Consider the following 15,971-nt stretch of genomic DNA (forward strand, 5'->3'; position numbering starts at 1 on the left):
CCCTCCACCTGCCGGACGCGATCGCGCGCCTGGGCGCCGCCCGCCGGACATCGGACCCCCGCCGCCGCTGCCGCCCGCACCCGGCGTACGTGGCTTCCGCGACATCACCGCCGACGTCAACGATCTCGGCGGCGCCGCCGCGCAGGCCAATCGCGCCGCGCGCCGCACCTACGCCAACGTGCCCTCGCCCTCGCCAGAATTCGACCGGCTGGAGCCGAGCCTGGAGAACCGCGCCGGCGACGGCGATGCGCCCTATTCCTATGACGAGTCGATCGAGGAGGCCGAGCGCTATGCGCCGCGGGCCGCGTCGACGCGCCCGCACATCCCCGTCCTCGACCGCGACACCAAGAAGCCCAAGCGCGCCCGCTCCGTCTTCCCGTTCAAGAGTGCGATCGCCGTCGGCATCGTGCTGATCCTGGTTGGCGCCGGCATTCTCTGGGGCAAGCAGCTGGTCCAGATCGCGAACGGCCTGCTCAAGTCCTCGCCGACCCAGGTGGTTGAGGCGCCGAAGGATCCGTCCCAGCCGCAGAGCAAGCCGAAGATCCCCGATCGAGTCGGCCAGCCCTCGGCCAGCGACCAGCCGGTCGCGCCGGTGGCGCAGAAGGTCGTGCTCTATGACGAGGATCCGTCCGATCCGAAGGGCAAGCAATATGTCGGCTCGGTGGTGTGGCGGCTCGAGCCGATCAAGGCGTCGGGCAACCAGAAGGCCGATGTCGCCGTGCGCGCCGACATCGAGATTCCCGACCGCAAGTTCAAGATGACGATGTCGTTCCGCCGCAACACCGACTCCTCGCTGCCGGCGAGCCACACCGCGGAGCTGACCTTCATCCTGCCGCAGGATTTCCCAGGCGGCAGCGTCTCCAACGTGCCGGGCATCCTGATGAAGTCGAACGAGCAGGCGCGCGGCACGCCGCTCGCAGGGCTAGCGGTCAAGGTCACCGACGGCTTCTTCCTGGTCGGCCTGTCCAATGTCGACGCCGACCGCGCCCGCAACGTCCAGCTCCTGAAGGAGCGTTCCTGGTTCGACGTGCCCCTGGTCTATGCCAACCAGCGCCGCGCCATCATCGCGATCGAGAAGGGCGCCCCCGGCGAGCGCGCCTTCAACGACGCGTTCGCGCAGTGGGGCGATTAAGCCACTTCGGTCATTCCGGGGCGCGCGACTTGTCCGCCGAAGCTCAAAGAGCGAAGGCGGAAGCGCGAACCCGGAATCCATCGCGCGGCACTGACGTAGAGAAATGGATTCTCAGATGCGCAATTGCGCATCGTAGTTCGGTGCTGCGCACCGCCCCGGAATGACATCCCGGATGGATGACTACTGCGCGGCCGCTTCCTTCTTGCGCGATGCTGCTGCGGCTGCGTGCTCGCGGTCCATCACGGCGCGGCAGCCGGGGCTGACCTGCGCCTTGTTCCGCACCATGCAGGCGGTGATCCGCGGGATATCGGGGATTTCACTGGAGCACAGCCGCATCGCATCGCCCGAGCACATCTGCTGCGCTTCGGGCGAGAAGGCGAAGCCGGGCGATGTCTGGAATGCGACGGCGGTGGTGGCGAGGGCGAAGAGCGTTGCGATGGTCCGGTTGCGTGTCATGTCGAATGTGTCCCCGAGTTCCGTGGGCTTGAGCCGCTTGGTTTTGGGGCGCCGCACGCGGCTTGACCTGCCGCATGTCTCAACGATCACGCCGGGAACCTCATCCCGCATGTGGTTGCTCGATCTCGTGATGTTCGAATCGAAAAGTGCTGCGCCGCCCGAGCCGAGTATGCGCCATTGTCGTATGGCTGCAATGGGCCGCACGAACGAATTCGCAATTGTTGCGCGCACGTCACGCAGAGAGCGACGCGCTCCGTCAGATGAGGCGATAGGATGGCGTGCTTGTGGCGTCGCTCTCGCCAAGTGCGGCGGCGTGTTCCTCGACCGCGGTGATGCCCTTCGCGGTGAGCTCGAACAGATCGCCGTCCTTCATCACGTAGCCGTCGGCGATCAATTGTCCCATCTTGCCTTGCCGGTCGTCGGCGAAGGCGATGGATTGACAGATGTCCCTGAGGATCGAGAGCTGTTCGTCGCGCAACATGGCTTCACCTCTCCATTCACAGGGACTGTGTCCGATCCTCACATGCCGTGACTGGCGAACACCTTGCTGCATGATTTCGACAGCTTGGCCCGGTTGGCCTGCAGGCAGCTCTGCACCGCGCCGTCATTGCCGAGGTCCTTGCGGCACAACCGCGAGGCATCGCGCGAGCAGGCGTTCTGCTCCTGCGGCGTGCCCATGTGGCCTTGCGCGAGAGCGGGCGCGCTCGACAGGCCACCGAGGGTTGCAAGCGTGATCGTCGCCAGAAGAAATTTGCGGGACATCGGCGGCTCCAGTCCAAGAGGGGTGATTCAGGTCCTGTCTGAACTCGTCGCCTTGCCACTTGTTCCCCTTGGGGGGGCGCCGGCGCCCGCTATTCAAGGTTCCCGAGGCGCTGCTATAACAGGGGCGAAGTGTGAGGGTCTTTGATGAAACGCTATCTGGTGTTTGCGCTGGTCGGGCCGTTCGTCGGCGGGTTCCTGCTGCTGCTGACGACGACCTACCAGTCCGGCTACTGGACCCAGACCAACCTCGGCGAGGTCGGCAAGCTGTTCGCAGTGTTCTTCAAGTCCCTGCAATACAGCTATCTGTTCGGCTTCCTGCCGTCGCTGATGATCGGCGCGGTCGATGACATCCTGGTCCACATCCGCCGGGTCGGCCCGGTGCTGCGGATGCTGCTGGTCGGCCTGTTCGCCTTCGTCCTGGCCTCGCTGACCTACAGCTCGCGCGGGCCGGATTCGGGCGCGGTTCAGTTCATCCTGTATGGCATGGTCGGCTTCGTGCCGTCGGTGATTTCCTCCTGGCTCGTGCATAGATATCTCGAGGAGCCGCAAGCGGCGGCGGCACCGACCTGACCGCGCGACGTTCGGACGCGGTGCAGCAACCTCCGCCGCGTCGGCGAGTTTTCCCTGGGCCATGACCATGTCCGACGACGATATTCTTGCTCCGCGCAAATCCCGTTCCGGGAGCCGTTCGCGCGCCAGCTTCTCAGGCACCGAAGCACGCGGGCCGATCATCGACCAGGACGGACGCGAGATCCGGCCCGAGACACTGGAGCAGGGCTTTCGCGAGTTTCGTTTCGAGTTCGACCAAGGCAATCCGCTTGGAGGCAATCCGCTCGGAGGAAATCCGTTCGGCAACCTGACGCGCGAGCAACGCATCGCGCGGCTCGAGGCGATCGCAAAGCTGCTCGACGTCGCCTTCATCCTGCCCGGCACCAACATCCGCTACGGCATCGACGGCCTGATCGGGCTGATCCCCGTCGTCGGCGACATCATCACCACCGCGATCTCGCTGTGGCTGGTGCGCGAGGCCCGCGCGCTGGGCGCGCCCTGGTACCTCACCGCGCGCATGCTCGGCAACGTCGCGGTCGATGGCGTGGTCGGCATGGTTCCGCTTGCGGGCGACGCCTTCGACGTCATGTTCCGCGCCAACATGCGCAATATGCGCCTGCTCCGCCGCTGGCTCGACAAGCAGCCGCGCTTGTAACGCTTGCGCAGGTCTTCGCCTCTCCCCGCGTGCGGGGAGAGGGGAAGAAAGGCGTCAGAAACGCAAAAAGCGCGATAGCCTTTCGGCCATCGCGCCTTCCGCGCACATCGGGCTTGGCGAAAAACTTATGCCGCGTCGGCGTCGGTCTCGGCGGCCGGCTCGGGCTTGCGGCGACGGGGCAGCGGGAAGGCTTCGCTCTCATAGAGCAAGCGGATGCCGTTCTGGTCGAAGCGCGCTTCCTCGACCTGGAGATAGGCGCCGTTCAGCGAATCCGTCGGCAACTGCTCCATCGCGAACTGCACGGCCTCGGCGGCGGTGCCGAACCGGCGATAGGTGAAGCCGGCACGCTTCTTCTTGCGGATCGCGGCGGGGAAGAGTTCGGCGGAGGTGTTGAAGTTGAACGGACGCAGTGGACGCATGGTCAAAGACCTCGTGATCTTCTCTGGGGCTTTAAGCGCGTGGGGTTTGGGAGGGCGGAGGCCAATCGCGTGGGCCCGCCGCACATGTCATTTTCGCCCTCTAATATAGGCCGTTTTGACAAAATTGCGACCCCTGCGATGGGAGATGATGAATCCGCGCATGGCAGCCCCGCAAGGGCTATAAACCAAGTAATTTCAACAAGTTAAATGGTTTATAGTTTGCCAAGAAGCAGCAGCACGATCAGCACCACGAGGACGACGCCGCCGATTCCCATGCCGGAATGGCCCATGCCATAGCCGTAACCGCCGACGCGGCCGGACAGGCCGCCGAGCAGGTAGATGATCACCAGGATGATCAGGATGGTCCCGAGTGTCATGGCATCCTCCCTGGCGGCCGCCAAAACGCGATGATTGGCCACACCGCCAGAGAAGAAAAGCACATCGCGCCGCCGGGTTCCATGGCGGAACCCGGCGGCGCGCGACGTTTATTTCGGCTCGAGCTTCAGCGCCGCCGAGTTGATGCAGTAGCGCAGGCCCGTCGGGCCGGGGCCGTCGGGGAAGACATGGCCGAGATGGCCGCTGCACTTGGCACAGAGCACCTCGGTGCGGACCATGCCGTGGCTCACGTCCCTTTCCTCGTCGACATGGCTCTCGACGGCGGGCTGGGTGAAGCTCGGCCAGCCGCAGCCGGAATCGAACTTGGCGTCGGACTCGAACAGCACGTTGCCGCAGCCGGCGCAGACATAGGTGCCGGCACGGTGGTCGTGCTCATACTCGCCGGAGAAGGGACGCTCGGTCGCCTTCTCGCGCAGCACCGCGTACTGCATCGGCGACAGCTCGCGCCGCCACTGCTCTTCGCTCTTGATGACTTTGTCGTCCGTGGTTTTCGTCTTGGCGTCGGGCATGGGTCTCCCGTTTTTTGGTGATCTTGCGATCAGTTGGTGGCCTTGCTGGCATTCACCAGCGTCGGCTTCTCGATGTAGTTATCCGCGAACAGCTTTTTCAGGTTCTCGATCTTGGGGAGGTCGTTATAGGCGATGTAGGGCTGGTTCGGATGCAGCGTCAGATAGTCCTGATGATAGGCCTCCGCCGGATAGAACGCCTCCAGCGCGCCGACCTTGGTCGCGATCGGTTTGCCGAACACCTTGGCGCCGTTGAGCTGGGCGATATAGGCCTCCGCCACCTTCTTCTGCTCGTCGGAGGTCGTGAAGATCGCCGAGCGATATTGCGTGCCGGTGTCGGGACCCTGGCGGTTGAGCTGGGTCGGGTCGTGCGCGACCGAGAAGTAGATCTGGAGGATCTTTCCGTAACTGATCTTCTTCGGGTCGTACTTGATCTCGACCGATTCCGCATGGCCGGTCCGGCCGCTCGAGACGGTCTGGTAGTCGGCGGTCGCCTTGGTGCCGCCGGCATAGCCGGAGACCGCGTTGACGACGCCCGCAGTGTGCTGGAATACGCCCTGCACGCCCCAGAAGCAGCCGCCGGCGACCACGGCGGTCTGGATGCCGCTCGCCGGTGCCGCGTCCATGGTCGGGGCGGGGATCACGACCGCATCCTCGGCGGCCCGGGACGGCACGGCAAAGGCCAGCGTCAGGGCGGTCGTGGCAGCCAGCAGGGACAGGAGGGCGGGACGGCGCATGGCAGATCCTCTTTCCGGAAGGTGGATATTCTAGGTCGGTTGGCGCCGCGCGAACAGCCTTGCCCGGCGGCATTCGGTCACCTGAGATACGGGGACAGGTGCCGATTGTTACGCCGCGGCGGACACGACTCTGTGAAAAACGCGGCCCGAGACAGCCCGGCTTGGCGCTGTGAGGAACTCTGCGCTAGATGAACCCGCGCGATCGACGATCGACCTAAAAAAGTGGTGGCTGGAGCTGGCCTGACAACATGCTGCGCGTCGTTTCCCTGACACTTGTCATCCTGGCCGCCTGCGCGTCGATCGCCGTGGCCGATCCGCAATCCGGCGACGACCTCGCCATTTGCCGCGACCGCCAGGCGGAGGCGCAGGCCCGCGCGGTGGCCTGCGACAATCTGCTCAACGCCGACCGGCTCACCGGCAAGGACAAGGCGGTCGCGTTGTCCGTGCGCGGCAACACCCTGATCAACAAGCGCGACCACGTCCACGCGATCGAGACCTTGTCCATGGCCGTCGATCTCGATCCGGACAACGTGATTGCGCTCAACCTGCGCGGTCTCGCCTATGAGCGCAGCGGGCAGGACGACCTCGCGATGGCCGACTACAACCTCGCGCTCCAGAAGCGCCCGGCCTACGGCGTCCCCTACAACAACCGCGGCATCATCCAGGCGCGCCGGGGCGCGCTGCAAAGCGCGCTCGACGATTTCAACATGTCGATCAAATACACGCCCAAATTCCTGCTCGGCTGGACCAATCGCGCCCGCGTTCGCACGCTGATGAAGGATTTCGACGGCGCGATCGACGATTTCGCGGAGGCCGAGAAGATCGATCCGACCGCGCCGCAGATCGCCGGCAACCGCTGCATCACCTGGGGCATGATGGGCAAGTTCGACCGGGCCCTTGCCGACTGCAACGGCCTGATCGAGAAGCAGCCGAAGAACGTGTTCGCGATCAACAATCGCGCCGACGTCAACATGATGAAGGGCGACGTCGACGCCGCGCTGAAGGACTACAACACGGCCATCCAGATCAACCCGAACAATGTCCGGGCCCATTCAGGCCGCGGCCAGATCTACGAGCGGAAGAATGATCTCGCCCAGGCCCGCGCCGACTATCGCGCGGCGGCCTATTCGCTGACCAAGTTCGACGAGACCGAGGTCGCGCGCGCCCGCGCCATCGCGCAGGCGCGGCTCGCCGCGCTGACGCCGCAGGCGCCGGCCGGGGTGACCGGGCGCCGCGTTGCGCTCGTGATCGGTAACGGCGCCTACAAGAACGTCCACGCCTTGCCCAATCCGCCACGCGACTCGAAGCTGATCGCCGACGTGCTGCGCGAGGTCGGCTTCCAGACCGTGATCTCCGTCAGCGACCTGACCCGCGACAAGTTCTTCGAAGCGCTGCAAACGTTCGCTGCCGAAGCGGAGAAGGCCGACTGGGCGGTGGTCTATTACGCCGGCCACGGATTCGAGATCGGCGGGGTGAACTATCTCGTTCCTGTCGACGCCAAGCTGGCCGCCGACAGGGATGCCGAGGCTCAGGCCGTCGCTCTGGAGCAGGTGATCGCAGCGGTGGGCGCTGCGAGAAAAGTGCGTCTGGTGATGCTGGATGCATGCCGCGACAATCCGTTCGCGCCGACCATGCAGCGGACGCTATCACTCAAGCTGGTCGACAAGGGCTTTTCCAACATCGAGCCCGGCGCCGGCTTCATGGTGGTCTACGCCGCCAAGCACGGCGAGACCGCGATGGACGGTGACGGCGGCGCCGACAGCCCGTTCGCCACCGCGCTCGCCCGCGAGATCAAGCAGCCGCGCGTCGAAATCAGGAAACTGTTCGACATCGTCCGCGACGACGTCTGGTCCGCGACCAGGCACGGGCAGCAGCCGTTCACCTACGGCTCGCCGCCGGGGCGCGAGGATTTCTACTTCGTGGCGGGGAAGTGAGGGCTGCGTGGGGGATGCGTCGGCGGAGCCTCATTCCCGGTGTCGTCCCGGCGAAGGCCGGGACCCATAACCACAGGACGTAGTTTGACGAAGACTCGCAGTGATCGAATTTCGTTAGTACGAGCACCATCGAATACAGTTAGATTCCGCGGTATGGGTCCCGGCCTTCGCCGGGACGACGCTAGACGACAATACTCAACCGCTTCGCCGCGCGCGTAATCCCCGTGTACAGCCACCGCGCCCGGCTATCCTGAAACGCAAAACTCTCGTCGAACAGCACGACGTCGTCCCATTGCGAGCCCTGCGACTTGTGCACGGTCAGCACGTAGCCGTAGTCGAACTCGTCATAGGGCTTGCGCTGCTCCCAGGCGATCTGCTCGACGCCGCCCTCGAAGCAGTCGGCGCGCACCGAGACCTTCGTCACCTTGTGGCCAAGATCCTCGTCCGGCGACAGCCGCATGCTGAGGATGCGCGATTTCGAGCGCGAGGTGTTGCGCGACTTCACGCGCCAGAGGCCGCCGTTGAACAGGCCCTTCTTGCGGTTGTTGCGCAGGCACACCAGCTTGTCGCCGGCGACCGGAAAGGCGTCCTCGATGTTCTGGCGCTGGCGCACCCGCATATTGTACGCGCGTCGCGTGTTGTTGCGGCCGACCAGCACCTGGTCGGCGCCCATGACGCGATCAGGGTCGAGCTCCTTGCGCGACACCACCTCGCTCTCGCCATAGCGGCCGATGTCGAGCTCGCGCCCTTCGCGGACGTCCATCGACATCCGCACGATCGGATCGTCCTGGGCCTGGCGGTGCACCTCGGTCAGCATCGCGTCGGGCTCGGTGTTGGTGAAGAAGCCGCCGCCCTGGATCGGCGGCAGCTGCGCGGGATCGCCCAGCACCAGCAGCGGACAGTCGAACGACATCAGGTCGCGCCCGAGTTCAGCATCGACCATCGAGCATTCGTCGATCACGATCAGCTTGGCCTTGGACGCCGGCGCGTCGTCCCACAATTCGAAGCTCGGCTGCTCCTCGCCGGATTCGCGGGCGCGGTAGATCAGCGAGTGGATGGTGGAGGCCTCGTCGCAACCCTTGTTGCGCATGACCAGCGCCGCCTTGCCGGTGAAGGCGGCGAACTTCACCTCGCCGTCGACGCCCTCGGCGATGTGCCGTGCCAGCGTGGTCTTGCCGGTGCCGGCAAAGCCGAACAGGCGGAACACGGGCGGCGTGCCACCTCGGCCGGGCTTGGCCTTGAGCCAGTCACCGACGGCCTTGAGGGCGGCATCCTGATGCGGGGTGAATGTGGGCATATCTGTCTTGAGGAGGGGCGAGCCGAAGCGATTCGCCATCCCTCAAAACTAACCATTCGGCCCGCCGGTTCAAGCGCAGGTGAGGTCGTCATGCCCGGGCTTGTCCCGGGCATCCACGTTCTTCGTGCCGCGTGGCCAGGCGTGGATGGCCGGGTCAAGCCCGGCCATGACGCCGTGGAGGCGTTGGCGCCCAAACAGCGTACAACTGCCCCCTACTGCCAGCCGGGAACGCCGCGCATGTCGGGCAGATGGTGGGCGATGCCCTTGTGGCAGTCGATGCAGGTCTTCTCCCCCGTGAACAGGAAGCGCTGGTGCGCCACCGAAGCCCGCGGCGACTGCTTCGTGATGTCCATGGAATCGGCGCTGTGGCAGTTGCGGCATTCCAGGGAATCATTGGCCTTGAAACGCGCCCATTCATGTGCGGCGAGTTCGAGCCGGTGATCGAGGAATTTCTCGCGGGTGTCGATGGTGCCAAAAATCTTGCCCCAGACTTCCTTGGAGGCCTGCATCTTGCGCGCGATCTTGTCGGTCCAGTTGTGCGGCACGTGGCAGTCCGGGCAGGTCGCGCGCACGCCGGAGCGGTTGCTGAAGTGGATGGTCGACTTCAGCTCGGCATAGACGTTGTCCTTCATCTCGTGGCAGCTGGTGCAGAACTTCTCGGTGTTGGTCAGTTCCAGCGCGGTGTTGAAGCCGCCCCAGAAGATCACGCCGGCCGCAAAGCCCGCGAGCACCAGCACGCCGAGCCCGAACACCGAGCTCGGCCGGATCAGCACCTGCCAGAGCTCGCGCGCGAAGTCCCAGCAGCGCAGGATAAAGCTACGCTTGGCTTCCACCTTTCCCTTGGGCTCGTCAGCAGCCGTCGTCATCGGCGGCCACCGGGGCTTGTGCGCGACAGCAGCGTGTCGATGTCGGTGAAGTCGTTGCTGACGGGCGGCGTGGCGGTGTTCTGCGGCACGTGGCATTCCGTGCAGAAGAAGCGCCGCGGCGAGATCGAGGCCAGGAACTGGCCGTCGCGGTCCATGAAATGCGTGATCGAGACCATCGGCGCCTGCGATTCCGCGATGCGTGCCCGCGCATGGCAGGACAGGCATTTGTTGCCGTTGAGGTCGATCTGATAGCCGTCGATCGTGTGCGGGATCACCGGCGGCTGCTCCGGATAATTGCGCACCTCCCGCTCGGACGTGTTGCGGTTCGGCAGCATCGGCGGCGCCGGGCCCTCGTCATTGAGCGGGGCCGGGCCGCGCAGGCCTGACGTCACCGTCTGCGCGGTCAGAGAGCTCGCGCCCGCAGCGATCGCGACCGCGAGCAGGGCTATGCCAAATCGTTTCATCATGACAGGTTCACCCGCTCGATGCGCACGGCGCATTTCTTGTAGTCGGTCTGCAGCGAGATCGGATCGGTGGCGTCCAGCGTCACCTTGTTGATCATCTTGGATTCGTCGAACCACGGCACGAACACGAGGCCACGCGGCGGCCGGTCGCGGCCGCGCGTCTCGACGCGGGCGCGGATGAAACCGCGACGGGATTCCACCTTCACCTCGTCGCCGCGCCGGAGCTTGGCTTCCGACGCATCGTCGGGATGCATGAAGCAGACCGCCTCGGGGAACGCCTTGTAGAGCTCGGGCACGCGGCGCGTCATGGTGCCGGAGTGCCAGTGCTCCAGCACGCGGCCGGTCGAGAGCCAGAACGGATATTCGCTGTCGGGCGATTCCGCCGGCGGCTCGTAAGGCAGCGCGAAGATCCGCGCCTTGCCGTCGGGATAGCCGTAGAACTGCACGTCGGTGCCCTGCTTGACGTAGGGATCGCTGCCCTCGCGGAAACGCCATTTGGTTTCCTGGCCGTTGACGACGGGCCAGCGCAGCCCACGCTCGCGGTGATAGGCCTCGAACGGCGCGAGGTCGTGGCCATGGCCGCGGCCGAACGAGGCGTACTCTTCAAAGAGTCCCTTCTGCACGTAGAAGCCGAATGCCTTGGATTCCGCGTTGGCGTAGCCTTCCTCGATCTCCGAGGTCGGAAACTTGTCGACCTGGCCGTTCTTGTAGAGCACGTCGAACAACGTCTTGCCGCGAACCTCAGGCTTCTTGGCGATCAGCTCCTCCGGCCAGACCTCCTCGATCTTGAAGCGCTTTGAGAACTCCATGAGCTGCCAGAGATCGGACCTGGCCTCGCCGGGCGCGTTGACGAGCTGGTGCCAGAACTGCGTGCGCCGCTCGGCATTGCCGTAGGCGCCTTCCTTCTCCACCCACATCGCGGTCGGCAGGATCAAATCGGCGGCCAGCGCCGTCACCGACGGATAGGCGTCCGAGACCACGATGAAATTGTCGGGGTTGCGGAAGCCCGGATAGGTCTCCTCGTTGGCGTTGGGACCGGCCTGGAGGTTGTTGTTGACCTGCACCCAATAGGCGTTGATCAGGCCGTCCTTCAGCATCCGGCTTTGCAGCACGGCGTGGGCGCCGTTCTTGTCGGGAATGGTGCCTTCGGGCAGCAGCCAGAGATGCTCGGTCTTGGTGCGGTGTTCCTTGTTGGTGACGACCATGTCGGCAGGCAGGCGGTGCGAGAAGGTGCCGACCTCGCGCGCGGTGCCGCAGGCCGAGGGCTGGCCGGTCAGCGAGAACGGGCTGTTGCCGGGCGAGGAGATCTTTCCGGTCAACAGATGGATGTTGTAGACGAGGTTGTTGCACCAGACGCCGCGGGTGTGCTGGTTGAAGCCCATGGTCCAGAACGAGACCACTTTTGTCTTCGGATCCGCGTAGAGCTCGGCGAGCGCCTCCAGCCGGTTCATCGGTACGCCGGACATCTCGGCTGCCTTCTCCAGCGTGTAGTCCGAGACGAACTTGACGTACTCGTCGTAGCTCATGTCGGTGGAGTCGTTGGCCTTCGCCGCGCCCGTCGCCTTCTTCTGCAGCGGATGCTCGGGCCGCAGCCCATAGCCGATGTCGGTCTGGCCGCGCCGGAAGATCGTATGCGCGGCAACAAAATCCTTGTTGACCCGACCGGTCTTGATGATGTGGTTGGCGATGGCGTTGAGGATGTAGAGGTCGGTCTGCGGCTTGAACACCATGCCGATGTCGGCGAGGTCGAACGAGCGGTGCTCGAAGGTCGAGAGCACGGCGACGCGGACATGCGGCGCGGACAGCCGGCGGTCGGCGAGGCGCGTCCACAGGATGGGGTGCATCTCCGCCATGTTGGAGCCCCACAGCACGAAGGCGTCGGTGGCCTCGATGTCGTCATAGCAGCCGGCCGGCTCGTCGATGCCGAAGGTGCGCATCATGCCGGCGACGGCGGAGGCCATGCAGTGCCGCGCATTGGGGTCGATGTTGTTGGTACGGAAGCCGGCCTTGAACAGCTTTGATGCGGCGTAGCCTTCCCAGATCGTCCACTGGCCGGAGCCGAACATGGCGACGCCGTTGGGCCCACGCTTCTTGAAGGCTTCCTTCCACTTCACCTCCATGATGTCGAAGGCTTCGGTCCAGCTGATTGGCGTGAACTCGCCGTTCTTGTCGTACTTGCCGCCTGTCTTACGCAGCATCGGCTGCGTCAGGCGGTCGTGGCCGTACATGATCTTGGAGAGGAAGTAGCCCTTGACGCAGTTGAGGCCGCGGTTGACTTCGGCCTTGATGTCGCCGTGGGTGGCGACGACGCGGTTGTCCTTGGTCGCGACCATCACGGAGCAGCCGGTGCCGCAGAAGCGGCAGGCGGCCTTGTCCCATTTCAGTTCGCTGTTGTCGCGCTCGGCGACGAGATTGGCGGCGAGCGCCGGTGCCGGGAGCCCAGCGGCAGCGGCCGCGATCGCGGCGGCCTCGAGCTTCAGCATCTGGCGGCGGTCGAGCTTCGGCGATGTCATGATGGCTCTCCCGGCCCTTAGGCGGTTTCGATGGCGTGGAAGACCAGCGCCGCGGAATAGACGTTCGGCAGCGACTGGATGGTGTTGAGCAGGGTGCCGAGGCTGCCGGCATCCGGCGCTTCGGTCACGACGACGAGCTTGCCGCGCGGATCGCGGCCGTGGATCTCGCAGCCGGGCAGCGCGGTGATCTCGGCTTCCAGCTCATCCAGGCGTTCGGGACGCGCCTGCACGATGATGCTGGCGATCTCGCAGCCTGGCGGCGCGACGACGCGGTCGGCGGTGAGCACCCGGCCGGTGATCAATGCGCGGCGGTTGAGTGTGGCTTTGTCGAGTAAGCCTTTGTTCAGTGAGGCTCGGGCCATGACGCCTGTCTTTCGCTGTTCGGGGATCAATGCGGGGAGGGCGGTGGGCCGGGAGGGCCGGCGAACATCTGGTAGATCCAGACGCCGAGCCCGTAAGAGCCGACGGTCCCAACCGCGAGGACGGGCATCACGATCGCGGTCAGGAACAGGAAGGCGAAAATTTCCATGCGCTTACGGCGCACGCGCCCAGTCGTGTCGTCAGGGGCCGACATATTCGGTCTCTTCGAAATGGTATGGGAATCGGGACGGCATCCGGGCCGTTGCCTTGCCGCACTTTAGATACGTTCGAGCCGTTAACGCGTTGATCTGGATCAATTCATCGACTTGCAGCGGGGACCGCAGCAGTGGTCAAAGCCGCAAGTTTGGGTTGTGCACGCGCGAAGGCGATGCGAGAGTTGAGCTCTCGAATGGGGTTCCCAGGGTGTGAACGGGATGGGGCTCACGGCCATCGATCTTGGGCTGCGCGGTGCGACGAGCGGCGTGTTGCTGCTGATCATTCTCATCGCATTGCTGCGTCGTGCGACCGGCCAACAGGTTTTGCTGGGCATCGCGATGTGCGCAGGCGGCATTTTCTATGCGATTGTGACCGCGCCCAACTTCCCCAAAATGGCTTGGTGGTGGACGTTGCCGATCCTGTCCGCCCAGCCCGCCGTATTCTGGCTGTGGGCGCGCGCGGCGTTAGACGACGATTTCGTGCTGAAGCGGTGGCACGGCGCCCTTTGGCTGAGCATCGTGGCCTATGGGTTCGTGATCACGCTGAGCTGGGCGCACTGGCCCGCTTTGGCTGGCGCAGGCGGGCAAGTCCTGGCGCTGGCCACCCTGGTGCTGGCCCTCGCTGCCGCGGTTCAGACGGTCAAGACCTGGCGGGCCGATTTGGTCGCGCGGCGCCGCCGACTGCGGCTGGCGATGCTTGCGATCAACGTCGTGCTCATCGCGGCCGTCGCCGTCGCCGGCTTCGCCGCAATTCCTGTCGCGGTTCCCGGCGCGCCCGGCAGTCTCCCGACCGCGTTCGGCCTGTTTGCGGTGGCGATGCTCGCCGGATTGGGTGCTTTCGCCACCCAGCCGGCCGCCGCCGTCAACGACGCCACGGCGGCAATCGCATCCGGCGATGCGCGCGGGGCTGATCGTGCTCCCGCCGGCCGGGTCATCGTCGACCCGATCCTGCTCCGGCGTCTCGACCATCTGATGACCGTGGATCGAACCTACCGGCAGGAAGGTCTTGCGATCGGGGCGCTCGCGGCTCGGCTCGACGTTCCCGAGCACCGGCTCCGCCAGGCCATCAACGAAGGGTTGGGTTATCGAAACTTCAACGCGTTCCTCAATCGCTATCGCATCGAGGATGCCAAGCTGGCGCTGTCCGATGCGACGCAACGGGAGGTCCCGGTGCTGACCATCGCCATGGATGCAGGCTTCCAGTCGATCGGACCGTTCAACCGCGCCTTCAAGGCCGAGACCGGCGTGACCCCGACCGAATTCCGGCGCGAGGCGCTGACCCGGCCGGAAACCGACTGCGATCCCGGGATCAGCCAGCCGCGCCGAGAAATCGGCTAGCCGATTTTTGGATCGGGCGAGAGGGCCGCGCCCCGATTGGGCAGACTGTCCAGCGAGAAACCCCTCACCAGCCTGTACGAGCCCCGTCCATGTCCCATTCGACCGCCGCCGCCCCCGCATCGGAACGATTGCACGCCCTTGATGCGCTCAGGGGCGGCGCCTTGCTGCTCGGCATCGTCCTGCACGCGGCAATGTCGTTCGTGCCCGCCACGCCCCGGTTCTGGTTCATCCAGGACACCCATCCAAGCCTCCTCCTGGGCCTGCTGACCTTCACCATCCACGTCTTCCGGATGACGACCTTCTTTCTGATGGCCGGTTTCTTTGCCCGCATGAGTTTCCATCGCCGGGGGAGCTGGGGCTTTGTCAGGGACAGGTTGCAGCGGATCGGGCTCCCGTTCGTGATCGGCTGGCCGATCGTGTTTACGCCGATGGCTCTGGTGGTCATCTGGGCCTCCGGCTTTCCCAATGGCGGTCCGACTCCCGGCATGCGCAATTGGCCGCCGGTATTGCCGAATTTCCCCCTGACCCATCTCTGGTTTCTCTATGTGCTGCTGGAGCTCTACGTCGCGATGCTGCTGCTGCGCGGCGCCGTCGTCTGGTTCGATGTAACAGGCACTTGGCGAGCGGTCGTTGACCGTGTCTTCGCTGGCATCGTGCGAAGCCCGCTGGCCCCCCTGCTTCTGGCGCTCCCGATCGGCATCGCTTTCTGTCTCGACCAGCGCTGGATCAACGTGATGGGGGTGAGGACCCCGGATCAGTCGCTCATCACCAACGCGCAGGCCTGGATCGGCTTCGGCACCGCCTTCGGGGTCGGCTGGCTGTTGCATCGGCAGGTCGATCTGCTGCGGCTGCTCGAGCGACGCTGGCTCCCGCATCTCCTGCTTGCGGTCGTGCTGATCCTGATCAGCTTCGTGCTCTCGGGTGTGATCCTGTCCGTGCCGGGTGCGCCGAAACTGCCCTTCAGCGCTGCCACGCTCAGGCTTGTCTCCGCGATCCTCTATGCACCGGCGATCTGGATCTCGACCTTCGCGGCCATCGGTCTCGCGCTTCGCTTCATGTCCGGCTTCAGCCCGATCTGGCGCTACCTCGCCGATGCGTCCTACTGGCTCTATCTGATCCACATGCCGATCGTGATGGCGCTGCAGGTCGTGCTGTCGCAACTCGACTGGCCCGGGCTGATCAAGTTTGCCGTCATTGTCGTCGTCGCAATTCCGGCGATGCTGGCAAGCTATCATTGGCTGGTGCGCTTCACCTTCATTGGTGCGATCCTGAATGGCCGCCGCGCCGTGCGGCGTGTTCTCCCGCAAGGCGGAATTGCGACTGCGTAGACAGCGCCGCCCCGCTCATTAAGATGCCCGCAACAAAAATAAGC

At 65.0% G+C, this 15,971-nt stretch carries 19 protein-coding genes; 6 read left to right on the top strand and 13 right to left on the bottom strand.

From position 1 onward, the window contains the following. Positions 1 to 1,132 (top strand): hypothetical protein (locus XI08_RS17640; RefSeq protein ID WP_271575361.1); only part of this gene is annotated, 1,132 nt, incomplete at its 5' end. A 180-nt stretch (positions 1,133 to 1,312) separates the two neighbouring features. Here the strand turns inward: XI08_RS17640 and XI08_RS17645 are convergent. From XI08_RS17645 to XI08_RS17655, 3 genes are all read right to left on the bottom strand, one after another. Beyond that, positions 1,313 to 1,675: a hypothetical protein gene (locus XI08_RS17645; protein ID WP_271575415.1), complete on the bottom strand. Its 363-nt coding sequence runs from the start codon at positions 1,673 to 1,675 to the stop codon at positions 1,313 to 1,315. Positions 1,676 to 1,844: 169 nt separating this feature from the next. Then, on the bottom strand, positions 1,845 to 2,069 hold the full coding sequence (locus XI08_RS17650) for a hypothetical protein (protein ID WP_027544925.1): 225 nt from the start codon (positions 2,067 to 2,069) through the stop codon (positions 1,845 to 1,847). A 38-nt stretch (positions 2,070 to 2,107) separates the two neighbouring features. After that, positions 2,108 to 2,350 (bottom strand): hypothetical protein, encoded by a 243-nt coding sequence (locus XI08_RS17655; RefSeq protein ID WP_028173075.1) that lies wholly within the window; start codon positions 2,348 to 2,350, stop codon positions 2,108 to 2,110. A 144-nt stretch (positions 2,351 to 2,494) separates the two neighbouring features. Between XI08_RS17655 and XI08_RS17660 the strand changes: the two genes are divergently transcribed. Beyond that, the gene (locus XI08_RS17660) at positions 2,495 to 2,920 is read left to right on the top strand and encodes a DUF5413 family protein (protein ID WP_027544927.1); all 426 of its coding nucleotides are present in this window, start codon (positions 2,495 to 2,497) and stop codon (positions 2,918 to 2,920) included. A 61-nt stretch (positions 2,921 to 2,981) separates the two neighbouring features. After that, entirely contained in the window at positions 2,982 to 3,554 is a 573-nt protein-coding gene (locus XI08_RS17665) for a DUF4112 domain-containing protein (protein ID WP_271575362.1), read from the top strand. Positions 3,555 to 3,679: 125 nt separating this feature from the next. On the opposite strand, the gene XI08_RS17670 is transcribed toward XI08_RS17665, so the two are convergent. The 4 genes from XI08_RS17670 to msrA all read right to left on the bottom strand — a co-directional run bounded on the left by XI08_RS17670 (position 3,680) and on the right by msrA (position 5,612). Continuing rightward, on the bottom strand, positions 3,680 to 3,973 hold the full coding sequence (locus XI08_RS17670) for a hypothetical protein (RefSeq protein WP_271575363.1): 294 nt from the start codon (positions 3,971 to 3,973) through the stop codon (positions 3,680 to 3,682). A gap of 212 nt (positions 3,974 to 4,185) precedes the next feature. Continuing rightward, complete coding sequence (locus XI08_RS17675) at positions 4,186 to 4,350, bottom strand: DUF3309 family protein (RefSeq protein WP_177234419.1); 165 nt, start codon at positions 4,348 to 4,350, stop codon at positions 4,186 to 4,188. A 108-nt stretch (positions 4,351 to 4,458) separates the two neighbouring features. Continuing rightward, a complete protein-coding gene (gene msrB / locus XI08_RS17680) occupies positions 4,459 to 4,878 on the bottom strand; it encodes a peptide-methionine (R)-S-oxide reductase MsrB (protein ID WP_027544930.1) in 420 nt (139 codons plus the stop codon). A gap of 29 nt (positions 4,879 to 4,907) precedes the next feature. Beyond that, complete coding sequence (msrA, locus tag XI08_RS17685; RefSeq protein ID WP_271575364.1) at positions 4,908 to 5,612, bottom strand: peptide-methionine (S)-S-oxide reductase MsrA; 705 nt, start codon at positions 5,610 to 5,612, stop codon at positions 4,908 to 4,910. A 248-nt stretch (positions 5,613 to 5,860) separates the two neighbouring features. On the opposite strand from msrA, the gene XI08_RS17690 reads away from it, so the two are divergent. Then, the gene (locus tag XI08_RS17690) at positions 5,861 to 7,546 is read left to right on the top strand and encodes a caspase family protein (RefSeq protein WP_271575365.1); all 1,686 of its coding nucleotides are present in this window, start codon (positions 5,861 to 5,863) and stop codon (positions 7,544 to 7,546) included. 181 nt (positions 7,547 to 7,727) lie between these two features. On the opposite strand, the gene XI08_RS17695 is transcribed toward XI08_RS17690, so the two are convergent. From XI08_RS17695 to napE, 6 genes are all read right to left on the bottom strand, one after another. Continuing rightward, the gene (locus tag XI08_RS17695; RefSeq protein ID WP_271575366.1) at positions 7,728 to 8,843 is read right to left on the bottom strand and encodes an ATP-dependent DNA helicase; all 1,116 of its coding nucleotides are present in this window, start codon (positions 8,841 to 8,843) and stop codon (positions 7,728 to 7,730) included. 212 nt (positions 8,844 to 9,055) lie between these two features. Beyond that, positions 9,056 to 9,709: a NapC/NirT family cytochrome c gene (locus XI08_RS17700; protein WP_271575367.1), complete on the bottom strand. Its 654-nt coding sequence runs from the start codon at positions 9,707 to 9,709 to the stop codon at positions 9,056 to 9,058. Continuing rightward, positions 9,706 to 10,176 carry a nitrate reductase cytochrome c-type subunit gene (locus XI08_RS17705; RefSeq protein WP_271575368.1) on the bottom strand — a complete coding sequence of 157 codons (471 nt, stop codon included), beginning with the start codon at positions 10,174 to 10,176 and terminating at the stop codon, positions 9,706 to 9,708. Before XI08_RS17705 ends, XI08_RS17700 begins: the two co-directional genes overlap by 4 nt. Then, positions 10,173 to 12,686, bottom strand: a complete 2,514-nt coding sequence (napA, locus tag XI08_RS17710; RefSeq protein WP_027544936.1) for a nitrate reductase catalytic subunit NapA — start codon at positions 12,684 to 12,686, stop codon at positions 10,173 to 10,175. The genes XI08_RS17705 and napA overlap by 4 nt, the downstream gene beginning before the upstream one ends. A gap of 17 nt (positions 12,687 to 12,703) precedes the next feature. After that, a complete protein-coding gene (locus XI08_RS17715) occupies positions 12,704 to 13,048 on the bottom strand; it encodes a chaperone NapD (RefSeq protein ID WP_029677379.1) in 345 nt (114 codons plus the stop codon). 26 nt (positions 13,049 to 13,074) lie between these two features. After that, entirely contained in the window at positions 13,075 to 13,260 is a 186-nt protein-coding gene (gene napE, locus XI08_RS17720; protein ID WP_025575544.1) for a periplasmic nitrate reductase, NapE protein, read from the bottom strand. Positions 13,261 to 13,480: 220 nt separating this feature from the next. On the opposite strand from napE, the gene XI08_RS17725 reads away from it, so the two are divergent. Further along, on the top strand, positions 13,481 to 14,599 hold the full coding sequence (locus XI08_RS17725) for an AraC family transcriptional regulator (protein WP_271575369.1): 1,119 nt from the start codon (positions 13,481 to 13,483) through the stop codon (positions 14,597 to 14,599). Positions 14,600 to 14,688: 89 nt separating this feature from the next. After that, on the top strand, positions 14,689 to 15,927 hold the full coding sequence (locus tag XI08_RS17730) for an acyltransferase family protein (RefSeq protein ID WP_271575370.1): 1,239 nt from the start codon (positions 14,689 to 14,691) through the stop codon (positions 15,925 to 15,927). The last annotated feature ends 44 nt before the right edge of the window (positions 15,928 to 15,971 follow it).

Origin of the sequence: Bradyrhizobium sp. CCBAU 11361 (assembly GCF_028128935.1) — a bacterium.
GTDB classification, from domain to species: Bacteria; Pseudomonadota; Alphaproteobacteria; order Rhizobiales; family Xanthobacteraceae; genus Bradyrhizobium; species Bradyrhizobium niftali.

Bases quoted from the DNA above. Each gene is read 5' to 3' on its own strand.
- XI08_RS17650 (WP_027544925.1), bottom strand. From the start codon at position 2,069: ATGTTGCGCGACGAACAGCTCTCGATCCTCAGGGACATCTGTCAATCC.
- XI08_RS17655 (WP_028173075.1), bottom strand. From the start codon at position 2,350: ATGTCCCGCAAATTTCTTCTGGCGACGATCACGCTTGCAACCCTCGGT.
- XI08_RS17660 (WP_027544927.1), top strand. From the start codon at position 2,495: ATGAAACGCTATCTGGTGTTTGCGCTGGTCGGGCCGTTCGTCGGCGGG.
- XI08_RS17665 (WP_271575362.1), top strand. From the start codon at position 2,982: ATGACCATGTCCGACGACGATATTCTTGCTCCGCGCAAATCCCGTTCC.
- XI08_RS17670 (WP_271575363.1), bottom strand. From the start codon at position 3,973: ATGCGTCCACTGCGTCCGTTCAACTTCAACACCTCCGCCGAACTCTTC.
- XI08_RS17675 (WP_177234419.1), bottom strand. From the start codon at position 4,350: ATGACACTCGGGACCATCCTGATCATCCTGGTGATCATCTACCTGCTC.
- msrB (WP_027544930.1), bottom strand. From the start codon at position 4,878: ATGCCCGACGCCAAGACGAAAACCACGGACGACAAAGTCATCAAGAGC.
- msrA (WP_271575364.1), bottom strand. From the start codon at position 5,612: ATGCGCCGTCCCGCCCTCCTGTCCCTGCTGGCTGCCACGACCGCCCTG.
- XI08_RS17690 (WP_271575365.1), top strand. From the start codon at position 5,861: ATGCTGCGCGTCGTTTCCCTGACACTTGTCATCCTGGCCGCCTGCGCG.
- XI08_RS17695 (WP_271575366.1), bottom strand. From the start codon at position 8,843: ATGCCCACATTCACCCCGCATCAGGATGCCGCCCTCAAGGCCGTCGGT.
- XI08_RS17700 (WP_271575367.1), bottom strand. From the start codon at position 9,709: ATGACGACGGCTGCTGACGAGCCCAAGGGAAAGGTGGAAGCCAAGCGT.
- XI08_RS17705 (WP_271575368.1), bottom strand. From the start codon at position 10,176: ATGATGAAACGATTTGGCATAGCCCTGCTCGCGGTCGCGATCGCTGCG.
- napA (WP_027544936.1), bottom strand. From the start codon at position 12,686: ATGACATCGCCGAAGCTCGACCGCCGCCAGATGCTGAAGCTCGAGGCC.
- XI08_RS17715 (WP_029677379.1), bottom strand. From the start codon at position 13,048: ATGGCCCGAGCCTCACTGAACAAAGGCTTACTCGACAAAGCCACACTC.
- napE (WP_025575544.1), bottom strand. From the start codon at position 13,260: ATGTCGGCCCCTGACGACACGACTGGGCGCGTGCGCCGTAAGCGCATG.
- XI08_RS17725 (WP_271575369.1), top strand. From the start codon at position 13,481: ATGGGGCTCACGGCCATCGATCTTGGGCTGCGCGGTGCGACGAGCGGC.
- XI08_RS17730 (WP_271575370.1), top strand. From the start codon at position 14,689: ATGTCCCATTCGACCGCCGCCGCCCCCGCATCGGAACGATTGCACGCC.